Annotated in this window: 12 protein-coding genes; 4 read left to right on the top strand and 8 right to left on the bottom strand. The window is 70.1% G+C overall.

Features of this window, described 5'->3' with window-relative positions; genetic code table 11:
• Positions 1-55 precede the first annotated feature (55 nt).
• The gene (locus tag ACWEV3_RS08245) at positions 56-943 is read right to left on the bottom strand and encodes a hypothetical protein (protein WP_452613215.1); all 888 of its coding nucleotides are present in this window, start codon (positions 941-943) and stop codon (positions 56-58) included.
• Between the two features lie 237 nt (positions 944-1,180).
• Here ACWEV3_RS08245 and ACWEV3_RS08240 point away from each other — a divergent pair, with 237 nt between their 5' ends.
• Positions 1,181-1,369, top strand: coding sequence for a DUF3073 domain-containing protein (locus tag ACWEV3_RS08240; RefSeq protein ID WP_093264158.1), 189 nt, complete (start codon positions 1,181-1,183; stop codon positions 1,367-1,369).
• Between the two features lie 645 nt (positions 1,370-2,014).
• On the opposite strand, the gene purM is transcribed toward ACWEV3_RS08240, so the two are convergent.
• The 6 genes from purM to ACWEV3_RS08210 form a co-directional block, all read right to left on the bottom strand.
• The gene (gene purM / locus ACWEV3_RS08235) at positions 2,015-3,127 is read right to left on the bottom strand and encodes a phosphoribosylformylglycinamidine cyclo-ligase (protein WP_452613214.1); all 1,113 of its coding nucleotides are present in this window, start codon (positions 3,125-3,127) and stop codon (positions 2,015-2,017) included.
• 107 nt (positions 3,128-3,234) lie between these two features.
• A complete protein-coding gene (gene purF, locus ACWEV3_RS08230) occupies positions 3,235-4,821 on the bottom strand; it encodes an amidophosphoribosyltransferase (protein WP_452613213.1) in 1,587 nt (528 codons plus the stop codon).
• 131 nt (positions 4,822-4,952) lie between these two features.
• Positions 4,953-5,342 carry a sterol carrier family protein gene (locus ACWEV3_RS08225; RefSeq protein WP_397527784.1) on the bottom strand — a complete coding sequence of 130 codons (390 nt, stop codon included), beginning with the start codon at positions 5,340-5,342 and terminating at the stop codon, positions 4,953-4,955.
• A 426-nt stretch (positions 5,343-5,768) separates the two neighbouring features.
• Positions 5,769-6,569 carry a helix-turn-helix domain-containing protein gene (locus ACWEV3_RS08220; protein WP_132482171.1) on the bottom strand — a complete coding sequence of 267 codons (801 nt, stop codon included), beginning with the start codon at positions 6,567-6,569 and terminating at the stop codon, positions 5,769-5,771.
• A gap of 302 nt (positions 6,570-6,871) precedes the next feature.
• Positions 6,872-8,044 (bottom strand): S8 family peptidase, encoded by a 1,173-nt coding sequence (locus ACWEV3_RS08215; protein ID WP_452613212.1) that lies wholly within the window; start codon positions 8,042-8,044, stop codon positions 6,872-6,874.
• 240 nt (positions 8,045-8,284) lie between these two features.
• Positions 8,285-8,707: a PRC-barrel domain-containing protein gene (locus ACWEV3_RS08210; protein ID WP_358580856.1), complete on the bottom strand. Its 423-nt coding sequence runs from the start codon at positions 8,705-8,707 to the stop codon at positions 8,285-8,287.
• Between the two features lie 173 nt (positions 8,708-8,880).
• Here ACWEV3_RS08210 and ACWEV3_RS08205 point away from each other — a divergent pair, with 173 nt between their 5' ends.
• Both ACWEV3_RS08205 and ACWEV3_RS08200 read left to right on the top strand, forming a co-directional pair.
• On the top strand, positions 8,881-9,462 hold the full coding sequence (locus ACWEV3_RS08205; protein ID WP_452613211.1) for a type VII secretion system-associated protein: 582 nt from the start codon (positions 8,881-8,883) through the stop codon (positions 9,460-9,462).
• 42 nt (positions 9,463-9,504) lie between these two features.
• On the top strand, positions 9,505-11,379 hold the full coding sequence (locus tag ACWEV3_RS08200) for a glycoside hydrolase family 15 protein (protein WP_452613210.1): 1,875 nt from the start codon (positions 9,505-9,507) through the stop codon (positions 11,377-11,379).
• A 171-nt stretch (positions 11,380-11,550) separates the two neighbouring features.
• Here ACWEV3_RS08200 and ACWEV3_RS08195 read toward each other — a convergent pair whose 3' ends face one another.
• On the bottom strand, positions 11,551-13,617 hold the full coding sequence (locus tag ACWEV3_RS08195) for a putative bifunctional diguanylate cyclase/phosphodiesterase (protein ID WP_452613209.1): 2,067 nt from the start codon (positions 13,615-13,617) through the stop codon (positions 11,551-11,553).
• Positions 13,618-14,263: 646 nt separating this feature from the next.
• On the opposite strand from ACWEV3_RS08195, the gene ACWEV3_RS08190 reads away from it, so the two are divergent.
• Positions 14,264-15,001 carry a lysozyme gene (locus ACWEV3_RS08190; protein WP_452613208.1) on the top strand — a complete coding sequence of 246 codons (738 nt, stop codon included), beginning with the start codon at positions 14,264-14,266 and terminating at the stop codon, positions 14,999-15,001.
• The last annotated feature ends 123 nt before the right edge of the window (positions 15,002-15,124 follow it).

The following is a 15,124-nucleotide window of genomic DNA, read 5'->3' as shown; positions in this document are numbered from 1 at the left end:
GTAGCGCCCCGAAACACTCACGGACCCGCGAGGGAGGCGCGTGGTGCGTTCGTCGTCAGTTGTGGCGTTCGCGAGCGGCGAATTCCGCCCAGAAGTCCCGCAGGGACTCGTAGTGGGTCGCGACGTCTTCGGCATCGTCGGCTTCCATCGCGTCGACGATCGCGTGCACGTCCTCCGCCGACGTGTCCGCGTCCAGGTCGCTGGACGTCATCAGCTGCACCAGGCCGCCGTAGTCCAGCTCCACCGCCGAATGCGGGTGGAAGCGCTCCAGCCAGCGGCCGGTCTCCCGCAGGATCCGCGTCGGCCCTTCCTCGCCGATGGACTTCCGGCCGATCGAGTGCGCCCGGGCGACCCGGCGCCGCGCGTCGGCCATCGCCGCCCGCCAGCACACCCGGCGCCGGCCCGGCTCGGTGAACACGCAACGCTCCGCCGGATCGATCAGCACGAACCACGGCAGCGGGACGGTCCAGGTGGACGACAGCACGTGCACCCCGCCGCCCGCGAGCTCGCTGACCACCGCGGTGGCGCGCACCTTGGCCTTCTCCGCGGGCACCTGCAGCGCCGCGGTCCGCAGCGGGACCTCCGCATCGCCCAGGAAGCCGACCAGCGCCGCGGCGGCCCGCCCGCGCAGGTCCAGCGGGCAGACCAGCGGGCCCGGCCCCACCGTGGCCGATGGCGCGCTCGGCACGTCCGCCGGATCGAGCACCAGCACGTCGCCGACGCCCGCGACCGCGCCGTCGGCGGTCTCGCCGGGCAGCAGCCGGGGCGGCGAGGCGAGCTGGCTGCGCAGCCAGACGTCCTGCTCCCGCACTCCGGCGTCGAACGGGTCGACCGGCCCCTGCGCGACGGCCGCCTCGAGCTCCTCGCGCAGCGGCGAGTCGAAGGCCGACAGGGGCTCGTACACCCTCAGGTAGGCGACGAACGGCTCTGGCACAGCGAGCATCGTGTCATGCGCCCCGGGACCGCCTGCGGCTGGCTCTCCGGGCAGCGAAAACAGGTGCGGGAAGGGCCCTCGGAGGGGGAGAGTTGGACGTCACCCAAGACACGGGCACTCAGTCATGGCACCACGTCGCGTTGAACCGCCTCGACACGGTACGGTAGTTACAGGAAAAGTTGTCGAGATCATGCGGGGCCGACATTCCCCTGTCCGCCCCGCAACCCTGTGCGAGGGGGTCGAGCCATGGGGCGCGGCCGGGCTAAGGCCAAGCAGACGAAGGTGGCCCGCGAGCTGAAGTACAGTTCCCCGTCCATGGACATAGAGGCGTTGCAGCGCGAGCTGTCCGTCTCGGAGTCCGGCGAGTGGTCCCGTGAGGACCGCGATGACTCGCGCGACGATGGGTACGACGACTACGACTACGACCGACGTTGAAGCACTTCTCCACGGGGACAGCGGATGAACGCTGTTCGCTCGATGGCGAGGTACGTCGGAGTCGTTCGTCTGACCCGATGTCAAGGAGCGGGTGGGGTTGACGAGTTCGCAAGTCCCACATAGGAGGAGCACCGCGAGTGGCGTTGCCGGGTTCACCGGCGACGCCACTCACGTCTGTGCGCTGCCGTCCGAAAAGGCCTGAGCGAGAAGGCGAACGCGCGCGGGAGTCCGGCGGGCAAGACGAAGCCGGCGCGCGCGGGCCGCCTCTCGGCGGGTGGCGCTGCTGGGCTCCAGCCGAACGGTATTCCCAGCAGGCGATAGTTGGAGCCCGGGGGCACACGCGCACGCCGGCAATCGGTTCAACGACCGAGACCCCATCAGGATTCCCGGCCGCGATCACATGTTTCGGGCGCGGCCCGGGACACAACCCGAACCGCGCCCGGCGCCAGCTGGATCTTTGAAGCGGCGAAGCCGCTTGGCCCACCCTCGCAGCTTGCACCGCCGCGGGTTCTCAGGTGTCTTCTCGCGAGGACAGCCCCGACGTGGTGAATTGGCATTCATGATGTCGGGGATCCCACAGCGAGAAGACACCTGAGGTTCCGCCACCAGCACCGCTATGCGGAACGAGCCTGGAAACAGGTTTTCTCAGAAGCGCGGGTGGTTGCCGCGGAGGAGCACTCGATCTTCTTCGTTCGCGCCTTCGACGGTGGGCTGCTTGGCGATCTCGCCGAGGACCCAGGCCGGCACGTGGCGGGCCGTGAGCACCGCGAGGGCGCGGTCCACGTCTTCGGCCGTCACCACCGCGACCATGCCGATGCCCATGTTGAAGGTGCGTTCCATCTCGTCGGCCTCGACCCGGCCGCGCTGGGCGATCAGCCGGAACACCGGGTCCGGCGTCCAGCTGCCCCGGTCCAGCACCGCGGTCAGCCCCGACGGGATCACCCGCGCCAGGTTCTGCGCCAGCCCACCGCCGGTGACGTGCGCGAACGTCCGCACGCCCGCCTCCGCCGCCAGCGCCATGCAGTCCTTGGCGTAGATCCGGGTCGGTTCCAGCAGCTCCTCGCCGAGGGTCCGGCCGAACTCCTCGACGTGGCCCTCCAGCGGCATCCTGGCGATGTCCAGCAGCACGTGCCGGGCCAGCGAGAAGCCGTTGGAGTGCAGGCCCGACGAGCCCATCGCGATCACCACGTCGCCCGGGCGGACCTTGTCCGGGCCGAGCATCGCGTCCGCCTCGACCACGCCGACGCCGGTGGCCGAGATGTCGTACTCGCCGGGCGCCATCATGCCGGGGTGTTCGGCGGTCTCCCCGCCCAGCAGCGCGCAGCCGGCCTGCACGCAGCCCTCCGAGATGCCCTTGACCAGATCGGCGATGCGGTCCGGCACGACCTTGCCGACCGCGATGTAGTCCTGCAGGAACAGCGGCTCGGCGCCGCACACCACCAAGTCGTCCACCACCATCGCGACCAGGTCGATGCCGACCGTGTCGTGCACGTCCATGGCCTGCGCGACGGCCAGCTTGGTGCCCACGCCGTCCGTGGAGGAGGCCAGCACCGGCTCCTTCCAGCGGTCGAGCTTGAGCTGGAACAGCCCGGCGAAGCCGCCGAGCGAGCCGATCACCTCCGGCCGCGTCGCGCGCTTCGCCCACGGGCGCATCTTCTCGACCGCTTCGTCACCGGCCTCGATGCTCACGCCCGCGGCGGCGTAGGTGGCTTTCGGACTACCGGTCTGGGCAGACCCTGCGAGCAGGTCTTCGGACACGACTGGCTCCACATCTTGGTGCGAGTTTCGGTTCGCCGGACGCGCATGTGTAGCACGGACAACGCTACGCGCCGATGGCGAACCCGGGTGCGGGAACGGTGCGATTCTCAGGGCCGCTGCAGCGCGTCGGCCGCGCCGTAGCTGCTCGGCAGCACCGGTTCGGCCGGCCCTGCGACACCGCGTTCGGCCTGGTTGAGGCCCTCCAGCAGGTACTTGCCGATCCGGGCGTCCTCCGGCAGCGGGATCGGGTAGTCGCCGTCGAAGCAGGCCGCGCACAGCCGGGTGCGGGGCTGCTCGGTGGCGGCGACGAGCCCGTCCAGCGAGACGTGGCCGAGGCTGTCCGCGCCGATGGAGCGGCGCACCCCGTCCATGTCCAGGCCGTTGGCGACCAGTTCGGCGCGGGAGGCGAAGTCGATGCCGTAGAAGCACGGCCACTTCACCGGCGGCGAAGCGATCCGGACGTGCACCTCGATCGCGCCGGCCTCGCGGAGCATCCGGACCAGGGCGCGCTGGGTGTTGCCGCGGACGATCGAGTCGTCCACCACGACCAGCCGCTTGCCGCGGATCACCTCGCGCAGCGGGTTCAGCTTGAGCCGGATGCCGAGCTGGCGGATGGTCTGCGACGGCTGGATGAAGGTCCGGCCGACGTAGGAGTTCTTCACCAGGCCGTTGCCGTAGGGGATGCCGGAGGCCTGCGCGTAGCCGATCGCGGCGGGCGTGCCGGACTCGGGCACCGGGATCACGAGGTCGGCGTCGACCGGGTGCTCCTTGGCCAGCCGGCGGCCGATCTCGACGCGGGTGCCGTGCACCGAGCGGCCGGAGATCGTGGTGTCGGGGCGGGCCAGGTAGACGTACTCGAAGATGCAGCCCTTCGGCTTCGGGCTGGCGAAGTGCTGGGAGCGCAGCCCGTCCCCGTCGATGGCGAGCAGCTCGCCGGGCTCGACCTCGCGGACGAACGACGCGCCGACGATGTCCAGCGCGGCCGTCTCGCTGGCCACCACCCAGCCGCGTTCCAGCCGACCGAGCACCAGCGGGCGGACGCCCTGCGGGTCGCGCACCGCGTAGAGCGTCTGCTCGTCGCAGAACACCATCGAGAACGCGCCGCGGACCGTCGGGAACAGCTCCATCGCGGCCTGTTCGAGACCCTTGTCCACGGCGAGCGCGGCCAGCAGGCCGGTCACCAGGTCGGAGTCGCTGGTGGCCCGCTCGCAGCCGTTGGCCGGCGAGGACGTGTTGGCCGTGGTGTCGACGCCCTCGGCGACGACCCGTTCCAGCAGCTCGGCGGTGTTGACCAGGTTCCCGTTGTGACCCAGGGCCAGGCCGTTGCCGGTGGCCGTGGTGCGGAAGGTCGGCTGGGCGTTCTCCCAGCTGCCGCCGCCGGTCGTCGAGTACCGGGCGTGCCCGACGGCGACGTGGCCGCGCAGCGACGCCAGGGTCTGTTCGGTGAAGACCTGGCTGACCAGACCGAGATCCTTGTAGACGAGCACCTGCGAGCCGTCGCCGACGGCGATGCCGGCGGCCTCCTGCCCGCGGTGCTGGAGGGCGAAGATCCCGTAGAAGCTGAGCTTGGCGACTTCTTCGCCGGGTGCCCAGACGCCGAAGACGCCGCATTCCTCGCGGGGGATGTCGCGTTCGAGGCTGGAGAGGTCCGTTGGGGTACTTGCGTTTGCCGGTTCGGGCCGGTCGGTGACCACCGAGAACTCCCTGAAGGACGAAGCCGGAGTTACACCTCAGTGTAAACAGGTGGCAACCGGCCCAACTCCGCCCCGATGCGTGTCCGCCATCTCATCCTCGGACCGGCAGTCGACGCGACGTGCAGGTCCGGTCACGGCTCGTCGATCCGGACCAGCGGAAGCCACTGCGAAACGTCGGAGCGGGAGCCGGAGGCGGTGAGCGCCCCGCGCTCCAGGGCGGCGGCCCAGTCGAGCCGCCCGGTCGCCAGCAGCAGCCAGGTGCGCGGGTCGGTCTCGACGACGTTGGGCGGCGTGCCACGGGTGTGCCGCGGGCCGGTGACGCACTGCACGGCCGCGAACGGCGGCACCCGGACCTCGACGCTGTTGCCGGGCGCGACCTGCTCCAACGTCCGCAGGCTCAACCGCACGGCGGCGGCGAGCTCGGCGCGCGCCGGCTGCGCCGCCTCGCCGTCCAGCCAAGACCGAACGGCCAGCACGGCATCGCGCATCTCCCCGGGATCAACGGCACGGCGACTGGGCATGCCCCAAAGCCTACGAACCCACCCGACCCCCAAACCCCCGACTCCCGGCCCCGGGCCCCCGACTCCGGACCCCGGGCCCCGACTCCGGACCTGGACTCCGGGCTCCAGACTCCGGACCCGGGCTCCGGGCCCCGACACCAGGCATCAGGCATCAGGCATCAGGCATCAGGCACCCGACTCGACCCTGGCCTCCAGGCACCCGACCCCGGACTCCGGCCTCCCGGGTCCGGACCCGGGCCCGGGCCCGGACCTGGGCTCCAGGCTCCAGGCACGGGCCTCCTCGGGGACCGGAGACACGCAATTTCAATGGAAATCGAAGGTCCGATTTCCATTGAAATTGCGGAAGTTGTCCACAGGCGTCGGCGTGTCGGGGTGCGACACGCCGATGATCCGCAGTTTCAATTGAAACTGCGGATCACCAGGGGCTCAGAGCCAGCCGAGTTTGACCGCCTGCATGCCCGCCTGGAAGCGGGTTTCCACGCCCAGCCTCGAGATCAGCTCCCGCACCCGGCGATGCGCCGTGCGCGCGCTGAAGCCCATCAGCCTGCCGATCGTGTCGTCCGTGGCGCCGGAGGCGAGCAGCGACAGGATCCACCGCTCCTCCTCCGTCGGCTGGAGCTCGTGCCCCGACAGGTCCTGGTCCGCGGTGAACGGCGCCGCGAAGCGCCACAGGTCTTCGAAGATCCTGGCGATCGCCGCCAGCATCGCCGAGCTGCGCACCACCACGGCGCTCTCCACCGAGGTCTCGCTCACCGTCAGCGGCAGCAGCGCGATCTCGTTGTCCACCATGATCAGCTTGGTCGGCGCCACGTGGATCACCCGCGCCTGCTCGCCCATCGCGACCAGCTTGGTGGTGATGTCCAGCTGCGGCGGGCGCGCCAGCGCGGACCGGTCGTAGAGCACTTGGTACTGGACGCCCTCGGCGAGCTTGCGCGATTCCAGCGAGTCCAGTGGACCCGTCGTCACGTACGGCGGCTTCGCCACGCCCTGGACCAGCTGCGTCGCGTTGCGCTGCAGCTCGTACGCGGCCCAGCCGACCCGCTTGGCCCCGTGCACGACCTGCAGCACGCCGCCGTTGCCCGACTGGGCCCGGGCGGCGCGCGTCACCGACGCGACCTGCGCCCGCACGGCCCGCTCGGTCAGCGGCTCGGTCGTGGCGGTGTCCCTTGCCGGCTCGTCAACCGCAGTCGGCGACTGCGTCAGCTCCTCGGTGTATCCGGGTAACACGGCACACCCCTCCTCGATGTGCCCCCAGCAGCACCGATTAGGCATCGGCACCGCGACGGACACTGAAACACCCCCGTGTTGGCAACGTATCCACCGGGAACGACCGCAGGAACCGACTTTCGCCGGATGCAGCGGATCGACCTTTGATTGACCCCTTTTGGCCGCATCCCAAGATCCCCCGTATGGAGCAATCGACGCCAGGCGGCCACTCGGCTGGAAAGCCCCCGTGCGGCTCGACGTCAAGCGCGGACGGGCCCTTCCTGGCGATCCAGGAAGGGCCCGCGTGTCGCACTGCTACCGGATCAGAGGTCGCCGATCTGCAGCAGGTCGGCGATGGTGCCGTCCGGGGCGCTCTGGATCACGCCCTTCGAGGCCTGACCCTGCAGCCCGGCGATGACGTCCGCGGGCTTCGCGTCCGGGTTGGCCTGCAGGAACAGCGCGCCGACGCCGGCCACGTGCGGGCTGGCCATCGAGGTGCCGCTCATCGTCTCGGTGCCACCGCCGGGCACGGTCGACACGATGTCCACGCCGGGGGCGTAGCCCTCGACACTGGCGCCGAAGTTGGTGAACGAGGCGGAGCCGTCGGCGTTGTCCGAGGCCGCGGTGGTGAACACGCCCTCCGCGCTGGCCGGGGACACGTTCTCGGCGTCCTGACTTTCATTACCGGCCGCCACCGCGAGGAACACACCGCTGTTGACCAGGTTGGTCGCGGCCTCGTCCAGCGCCGGGTCCTTCGGGCCGCCCAGCGACATGTTCGCCACCGACGGGCCGGAGTGGTTCTGCGCGACCCAGTCGATGCCGGACACGACCTGCTCGGTGGTGCCGCTGCCCTGGTCGTCGAGCACCCGGACACCGACGAGCTTGGCGCCCTTGGCGACGCCGTAGGTGTCGCTGCCGATGGTGCCGGCGACGTGGGTGCCGTGGCCGTGCTTGTCGGAGCCGTCGCCACCGGTGGCGTCGAAGCCGATCTCGGCGCGCCCGCCGAAGTCGGGGTGCGACGGGTCGATGCCGGTGTCGATGATGTAGGCGGTGACGCCCTCACCGGTGCCCTTGGGGGCGTAGCTGTCGTCCAGCGGGAGGTCCGGCTGGTCGATCCGGTCCAGGCCCCACGAGCCGACGGCTTCCTTCTTCGACGGCTCGACCTGGATGCGGTAGCTCTGCGAGATGTTCTCGACCTTGCCGCTGGCGCGGACGGCCTCGAGCGCCTCGGGGCTCAGCTTCGCCGAGAACCCGTTGATCGCGGTGTTGTAGACGACGCGCGGCTGAACGCCGAGCTCTTCGGCGACGCCCTGCGCGGCGATGCCGTCCTTGAGGTTGACGATGTAGACGTCCGACTCCGCGCCCTGCACCTGTGCCTGCGGGTGCAGCGCCAGAGGCGCCAACTCGATCTGCGGCTGCGCGCCTGCCGGTGCACCGGCGAACACGAGCGCCGCCGCGGCAACCCCTGCCCCGGTGCCGTAAAGCAGCTTCCTCATGTGTCCCCTCCTACGTTCATTCGCTCGGGTGGGGCCGAGCGAAAGGCGGTTCACGGCGGAACGTAACCAGGGAAAACACTCGTCCGGGTGATGTTGGCGATTTGTCGCCACACAATCGGGCGGTGGGGTGAACGAATTCCCAGCTCTGGGAGGACTACCGGGAATGAGCAGGTAAAACCGCACCCGCCGGGATTTCCGGCGGGTGCGGCGATTTGTTCTCCCAAGCCTGATTTGTGCGTTTTACGTAGCGGCTACCCAGCGTCGCAGGCGGAGGCGAACGGCCTCGACGTACTCGGGTTCGACCTCGGAGACCTCGTCGATCGACTCGGCGCCGTCGGGGGCGACGCCGTAGGTCATGCCGTAGTAGAGGTACAGCGCGCGCTCCTGCTCCAGCGGGAGATCGCCCTGCAGCAGGCTGACCCGGGGCGCGCGCCGGACCGCGTCCTTGTCGACCGCGATGGTGAGCGTGTCGCCGTCGAAGGCCGCGCCCTCCAGCGGCGCGAAGCTCTCGTTCGTCCCGAAAAGTCCAGTTTGGACGGTTATCCAAGCGGGCTGCTCGGTGTCGTCGTCGATGAACAACTGGCCGACGATGCCGATCCGCTGGCCCTCCGGATCGAAGACCTCGCACCCGAACATCCGCAACGCTTCCCGCTGGCCGATCATCGCCGCCTCCTCCCCCTCGCCCTCCCAGGTCAGTCTGCGCCCGGAACGGTCGCGGCGGCACCTCGGAACGGCTGCATCTCCGACCGTCCACCGAGTACTGAGCCGGGGCTGGCACCCTCGGAGGCGAGCCCCGGCACTCCCGCCGGGACCCGAACAGACCTACGGAGCTCCCGATGTCCCAGCCCGCCGACCGTTCCGCCCCGCCGATCAGCGCCGAAATGCGGGAGCACGCCAAGCAGAACCCCAACAGCTGGCTGTACATCGCCGATCCCGGCTACGCCGCCGAAGGCGAGGAGGTGCCGCCGGAGGGCATCGTGGGCGCCTACCGCATCGACGCCGACGGCGAGATCGACGAGGACTTCCAGTTCAACGACAAGTACCAGCCGTCCGAGATGACGACGAACCAGCTGGAACCGGCTAACGAGCTGGAACACGTGCTGGTGCGGATCGCCGCCGGCCAGCTGCCGGAGTCCGAGCTGCCCGCGGCGGTGCTCGACGGCGAGGTGCTGCTCTACGCGCCGAGCGCGGACGACCCGATGCTCTACACCGCGGAGCTGTCCGACGGCAGCCAGCTGGTGCCGGCCTGCACCTCGGCCGCCCGGGTTCCCGCGGACTGGCCCGGATTCCGCCGGGTCCCCGGGTCCGCGCTGCCGGACCTGCTCGGCGGTCTCGACCTGGGCCTGAACATGCACGACGCGATCCAGGCCGTGATCCCGAACCGCGTCCTGACCGAGGCCGCCGAGAAGCGCGGCTGAGAGCGGTGGCCGGAGCCGGGCGAGGTGCCTAGCCTCGGCAGTGTGACGGGCGATCAAGGACCAGGACGCATCGAGGACTACGCCCTGCTGTCCGACCTCCGCACGGCCGCGCTGGTCGGCAAGGACGGTTCGATCGACTGGCTCTGCCTGCCCCGCTTCGACGCGCCGTCGTGCTTCGCGCGCCTGCTCGGCGACGGGCGGGACGGCCACTGGCAGATCGCCCCGACCGCGCCGGTGCACGAGGTTCGTCGCCGGTACCGGGACAACTCCCTGGTGCTGGAGACGGAATTCCGCACCGACGGCGGGGCGATCCGGTTGATCGACAGCATGCCGCCGCACGAGAAGAACCAGCACGACCAGCCCTGCCTGGTGCGGATCGTCGAAGGCATCGACGGCGAGGTGGACGTCAAGCTCCGCTGGGTGGTCCGCTTCGCCTACGGCGACGCGGTGCCCTGGGTGCGCCGGGTGCGCGAAACCGAGCCGGTGCTGGACGAATACATCCTCGCCGTCGCCGGCCCGCACACCGCGGTGCTGCGCGGCGACGTCCTGCCGCAGCGCGCGCATCACGAGCGGGCGCACGAGCTGGTGCTCACGGTGCGCGCCGGGCAGCGGCTGTCCTGGGTGATGCAGTGGTCGCCGGACGCGCGGGACCTGCCCGCGCCGATGGATCCGGAGCAGGAAATCCAGGACAGCGAGGACTTCTGGCGGGAGTGGACCGGGAAGATCAGCTACGACGGGCCGCACTCGGCCGCCGTGTACCGGTCGCTGGCCACCCTCAAGGCGCTGACCTACGCGCCGACCGGCGGCGTCATCGCCGCGCCGACCAGCTCGCTGCCGGAAGCCCTGCCGGGCAACCGGAACTGGGACTACCGCTACTGCTGGCTGCGCGACGCCACCCTCGTCCTGCTGGCGCTGGAGAACTTCGGCTGCTCCGAGGAGGCCGCGGCGTGGCGCGACTGGCTGGTGCGCGCGGTCGCCGGCGATCCCGCGGACCTGCAGATCATGTACGGCGTCAACGGCGAGCGGCACATGGTGGAGTGGGAGGCCGACTGGCTGCCCGGCTACCGCGGCACCGGGCCGGTGCGGATCGGCAACGCCGCCTTCCGGCAGACCCAGCTCGACGTCTACGGCGAGGTGCTGGACATGCTGCACCTGGCCCGCGAGCGCGGGCTGCCGGAGAGCGAGGAGACCTGGGCGTTGCAGCGCGGCATGCTGCGGCACCTGGAGAAGATCTGGCAGCAGCCGGATCGCGGGCTGTGGGAGGTGCGCGGCCCGGAGCGGCACTTCACGCATTCGCGGGTGATGGTCTGGGTGGCATTCGACCGGGCCGTCCGCGCCGTGGAGGAGGACGGGCTGCCGGGGCCGGTGCAGCGGTGGCGGACGATCCGCGACACGGTGCGCGCGGAGGTCCTGGATCGGGGCTGGAACCCGGAGGTCGGCGCGTTCACCCAGTACTACGGCGGGACGGCGCTGGACGCGGCCACGCTGCTGATGCCGTCGGTCGGGTTCCTGCCCGGCGACGACGAGCGGGTGGTGCGCACCGTCGAGGCGGTGCAGCGCGAGCTGCAGCACGACGGGGTGCTGGTCGACCGGTACAGCACCGGTGACCGGCGCAGCGAGGTCGACGGGTTGACCGGGCGGGAGGGCGCGTTCCTGGCCTGCTCGTTCTGGCTGGTCGACGCGCTGGCCTACTGCGGGCGGCGCGCGGAGGCCGAGCGGATGTTCGCCGAGTTGGTGGGCCTGACCAACGACTTGGGCCTGTACGCGGAGGAGTACGACGGCGCGAACGGCCGATTCACCGGCAACTTCCCGCAGGCGTTCAGCCACCTGGCGCTGGTGAACTCGGCGGCGATCCTCTTCGGCGGCATCACCCGGGACCGCAAGAGCCGCCGCAACGGCCCCGCCACGACCACCTGAGCCCCGCACCTCGTGCAGTTTCAATTGAAACTGCACACTGGGGACCGTCGGCGTGTCGCAGCACGACACGCCGGTGGTTGTGGACAACTTCCCCAATTTCAATGGAAATCGGACCTTCGATTTCCATTGAAATTGCGGCAGAACCCGGGGGTGGCGGGGCCGGGTGGGGTGTCAGCCGAGGTGGTCGGTGATGAACGTCGTTATCTCCGCTGGGGATCCCGGGCGGGCGAAGAGGTAGCCCTGGCCCGTTTCGCAGCCGATGTCCGCCATCCGGCGGGCTTGGGCCTGGGTCTCCACACCTTCGGCCGTGACCGTCAGCCCGAGCGCGTGCGCCAGGTCCACCAGCGTTCCGACGATGCGCGCATCGACCGGGTCGGCCCGCTCCGCGTCCCGCAGGCCCTCCATGAACGAGCCCGCGATCTTCAGCTCGTGCACCGGGAGGTGCCGCAGGTAGGCCAGGTTCGAGTACCCCGTGCCGAAGTCGTCGATGGCGATCCGCACGCCCATCCGGGACAGCGCGCGCAGCGCGTCCAGCGGCTCGTCGGCGGTGCCCATGATCGCGCTCTCGGTGAGCTCCAGCTGCAGCCGCGACGGTGCCAGCCCGGTCTCGGCCAGGATCTCCGCCACGTCGGACACCAGGTTCGGGTCCCGCGACTGCCGGACCGCCAGGTTGACGCTGACGAACGGCGCCGCCGCCCCGAATTCGTCCTGCCACTGCTTCGCCTGTCGGCAGGCCTGCCGCAGCACCCAGCGCCCGAGCGGCACGATCAGCCCGGTCTCCTCGGCCAGCCCGATGAACCGGTCCGGTCCCAGCCGGCCCAGCTCCGGGTGAGCCCAGCGGACCAGCGCCTCGACGCCGACGACGTTGAAGTCCCGCAGCCCGATCAGCGGCTGGTAGTCCACGTAGAACTCGTCGCGCTCCAGCGCGGCGGGCATCTTCGCCGACAGGTGGAACTGCGCGACCTCGGTGGCGTTGCGGTCCGGGTCGAACAGCGCCCATCGGCCCTTGCCCTCGGACTTCGCCCAGTACAGCGTCACGTCGGCATCGCGCATCAGCTCGGCCGCGGTCTGCCCGGACACCGGCCGCTCGACGATGCCGATGCTGGCCGACACGGACAGCTCGTGGCCGCCGATGCGGATCGGCCGGACCAGCGCGTCGAGCACGGTGTCGGCGACCTCGACGGCCTGGTCGGTGCCGAACGAGTTCTGGATCACGATGACGAACTCGTCGCCGCCCATCCGCGCGACGAGCCGGTCGGCGCCGTGCACCGCGGTGGCGAGCCGGTCGGCGACCGCCCGCAGCAGGTCGTCGCCGACGTGGTGGCCGAGGCTGTCGTTGATGACCTTGAACCCGTCGAGGTCCATGTAGCACAGCGCCACCCGTTCGCCGGGTTCGTGCTGCTCGAGGATCGTGGTGAGCCGCTCCAGGAACAACGCCCGGTTGGGCAGCCCGGTCAGCGGATCGTGCATCGCCTGGTGACGCAGGCGTTCCTGCAGCATCCGACGGTCGGTGACGTCCTCGATCAGCGCGACCTGGTACAGCGGGAGGCCATCCTCGCCGCGGACCAGGGAGACGATCAGCTCGGTCCACACGGTGCCGCCGTCGGGGCGGACGAACCGCTTCTCCACCCGGAACTGGTCGCGTTCGCCGCGGACCAGTTCCTCGTACAGCCGCCAGGTGCTGTCGGGATCGTCCGGGTGCATCATGTCCTGCACCAACATCCGGCGGAGTTCCTCGCCGGGCCGGCCCATGATCCGCACCAGCGAGTCGTTCACCTCGAGGATCCGGCCGGTCATGTCGCCGATCCCGATGCCGATCGCGGCCTCGGCGAAGATCGCGCGGAACCTGGCTTCGCTGGTGCGCAGGGCCTGTTCGACGGCATCGCGCGCGTCCAGCACGGCCTGCCGGATGGCCTCCTGCTCGTCCAGCGTCCGCTTGCGCGCGGCCTGCACGAAGCCGGCGCACAGCGCGCCCTGCAGAGCGGCGACGCGTTCGCGCCAGATCGGACCGTCGTCCAGGTGCAGGACGTCGAGGATCTCGTCGCCGATGAGATCGATCGTGCGGCCTAACGACTCCGCGCTGGTGAAGTGCACGGCGACCAGGTCGACGCCGACCGACCGCGCGGGGGACGGGTCGAACGGCTCGCCGAGCAGCGCGTCGACCAGCCGGTCGGTGTAGCCGTACAAGCGGCCTTCCACCTCCGCGCTGGTCATCGGTACGTAACTGGTGCCCATCATGGCCTGCGCCCAAAAGGCGGCAAAGCGTCGTCGATCGGCTCGGTTCACCTCGGCGACCACCTCGTGAGCGCTGGGCACCGGCGCTGTCCAGCCAGTCATGCCTGGGGCGCCCTCCACTCGTCCTACTCGCCTGGGCCGTTCGTTCGGAGCATACGACCGGACCGGTCCAGCGGTCGAACATCAGGTACGGCACCCGGGGTAGGCGCTCACCTCATTCGAGCAGGCCATACAGGGGGCCTCACCCGGCGGGCGACTACCGTCCGCAACCAGTCGATCGCCAGAGCGTGGCTGCCGTGATAGATCTGATGTTTTCGACGCACAGCCCCGCCGAGAGGTTGTGCGCGGCCCGGAACTCCACCCTGGAGACCACTCGGTTCACTTGCGGTGTCCGGATTGAGCCATTCTGGTTAAAAACTAACACAGGATCTACATCTTTGGAAAACCATTCGCCACACTTTCGGGGCAGGACGCGTGGTCCCCCGACGACGCACCGCAACTACACCCCCGAGAGGTATCGATGAACCTTCCGAGTGGACGTGGTCGCCGATTACCACTGGTCTCCTTAGTATCGGTTGCCTGCGCAGGCGTTCTGCTCCTGTGCTCGCCAGCGCAAGCCAGCACACCCCTTCCGGGAAGGGAAAGCGCGATGAGCACGCAGGTGACCGGCGAACCACCGAGCGGAACCGAGACCGACACCCCGATGGGCTCGCAGATCCGCAAGCACGAGGGCGGCGGCGATGATCCGCTGCTCACCCCCGTCGTCGATCCGCTGGCCACGGTGGCCGGCATGGACGTCAGCGGCCACCAGGGCAACGTGGACTGGAACTCCTGGTGGGGCCAGGGCATGCGGTTCGCCTACGTGAAGGCGACCGAGGGCACCGGCTACAAGAACCCGTACTTCGCCCAGCAGTACAACGGCTCCTACAACGTGGGCATGATCCGCGGCTCGTACCACTTCGCGCTGCCGGACCGCTCCAGCGGCGCCGCGCAGGCCAACTACTTCGTGGACAACGGCGGCGGCTGGTCCAAGGACGGCAAGACGCTGCCGGGCGCGCTGGACATGGAGTACAACCCGTACGGCTCCACCTGCTACGGCAAGACCAAGAGCGGGATGACGGCCTGGATCAAGGACTTCAGCGACACCTACCACTCCCGGACCGGGCGCTGGCCCGTCATCTACACCAGCACGAGCTGGTGGAACCAGTGCGTGGACGGCGACTTCAGCTCGACGAACCCGCTGTGGGTCGCCCGCTACGCGAGCACCGTCGGCCAGCTCCCCTACAACTGGGGCATCTGGACGATCTGGCAGTACACGTCGTCGCCACTGGACAAGAACACGTTCAACGGCGCTTACGACCGCCTCCAGGCGCTGGCCAACGGCTGACGCCAGAACCCGCGCGGTGCCGGCGAGCCCGGCACCGCGTCGTGCGGTTGGGGCGTAGGTGGCGGTTTCGCGCGAAACCGTCGTTCGCCCCGCGTGCCGATGACGGTTTCGCGCGAAACCGCC

Source organism: Saccharopolyspora sp. NPDC003752, from assembly GCF_053605825.1.
The sequence above is the reverse complement of the archived record's forward strand: the minus strand, read 5'-3'. Positions and strand labels throughout refer to the sequence as shown.

What these genes read in the sequence shown, in the direction of transcription:
- ACWEV3_RS08245 (WP_452613215.1), bottom strand. Translation starts at nt 943, where the DNA reads ATGCTCGCTGTGCCAGAGCCGTTCGTCGCCTACCTGAGGGTGTACGAG.
- ACWEV3_RS08240 (WP_093264158.1), top strand. Translation starts at nt 1,181, where the DNA reads ATGGGGCGCGGCCGGGCTAAGGCCAAGCAGACGAAGGTGGCCCGCGAG.
- ACWEV3_RS08225 (WP_397527784.1), bottom strand. Translation starts at nt 5,342, where the DNA reads ATGCCCAGTCGCCGTGCCGTTGATCCCGGGGAGATGCGCGATGCCGTG.
- ACWEV3_RS08215 (WP_452613212.1), bottom strand. Translation starts at nt 8,044, where the DNA reads ATGAGGAAGCTGCTTTACGGCACCGGGGCAGGGGTTGCCGCGGCGGCG.
- ACWEV3_RS08210 (WP_358580856.1), bottom strand. Translation starts at nt 8,707, where the DNA reads ATGATCGGCCAGCGGGAAGCGTTGCGGATGTTCGGGTGCGAGGTCTTC.
- ACWEV3_RS08205 (WP_452613211.1), top strand. Translation starts at nt 8,881, where the DNA reads ATGTCCCAGCCCGCCGACCGTTCCGCCCCGCCGATCAGCGCCGAAATG.
- ACWEV3_RS08195 (WP_452613209.1), bottom strand. Translation starts at nt 13,617, where the DNA reads ATGATGGGCACCAGTTACGTACCGATGACCAGCGCGGAGGTGGAAGGC.
- ACWEV3_RS08190 (WP_452613208.1), top strand. Translation starts at nt 14,264, where the DNA reads ATGAGCACGCAGGTGACCGGCGAACCACCGAGCGGAACCGAGACCGAC.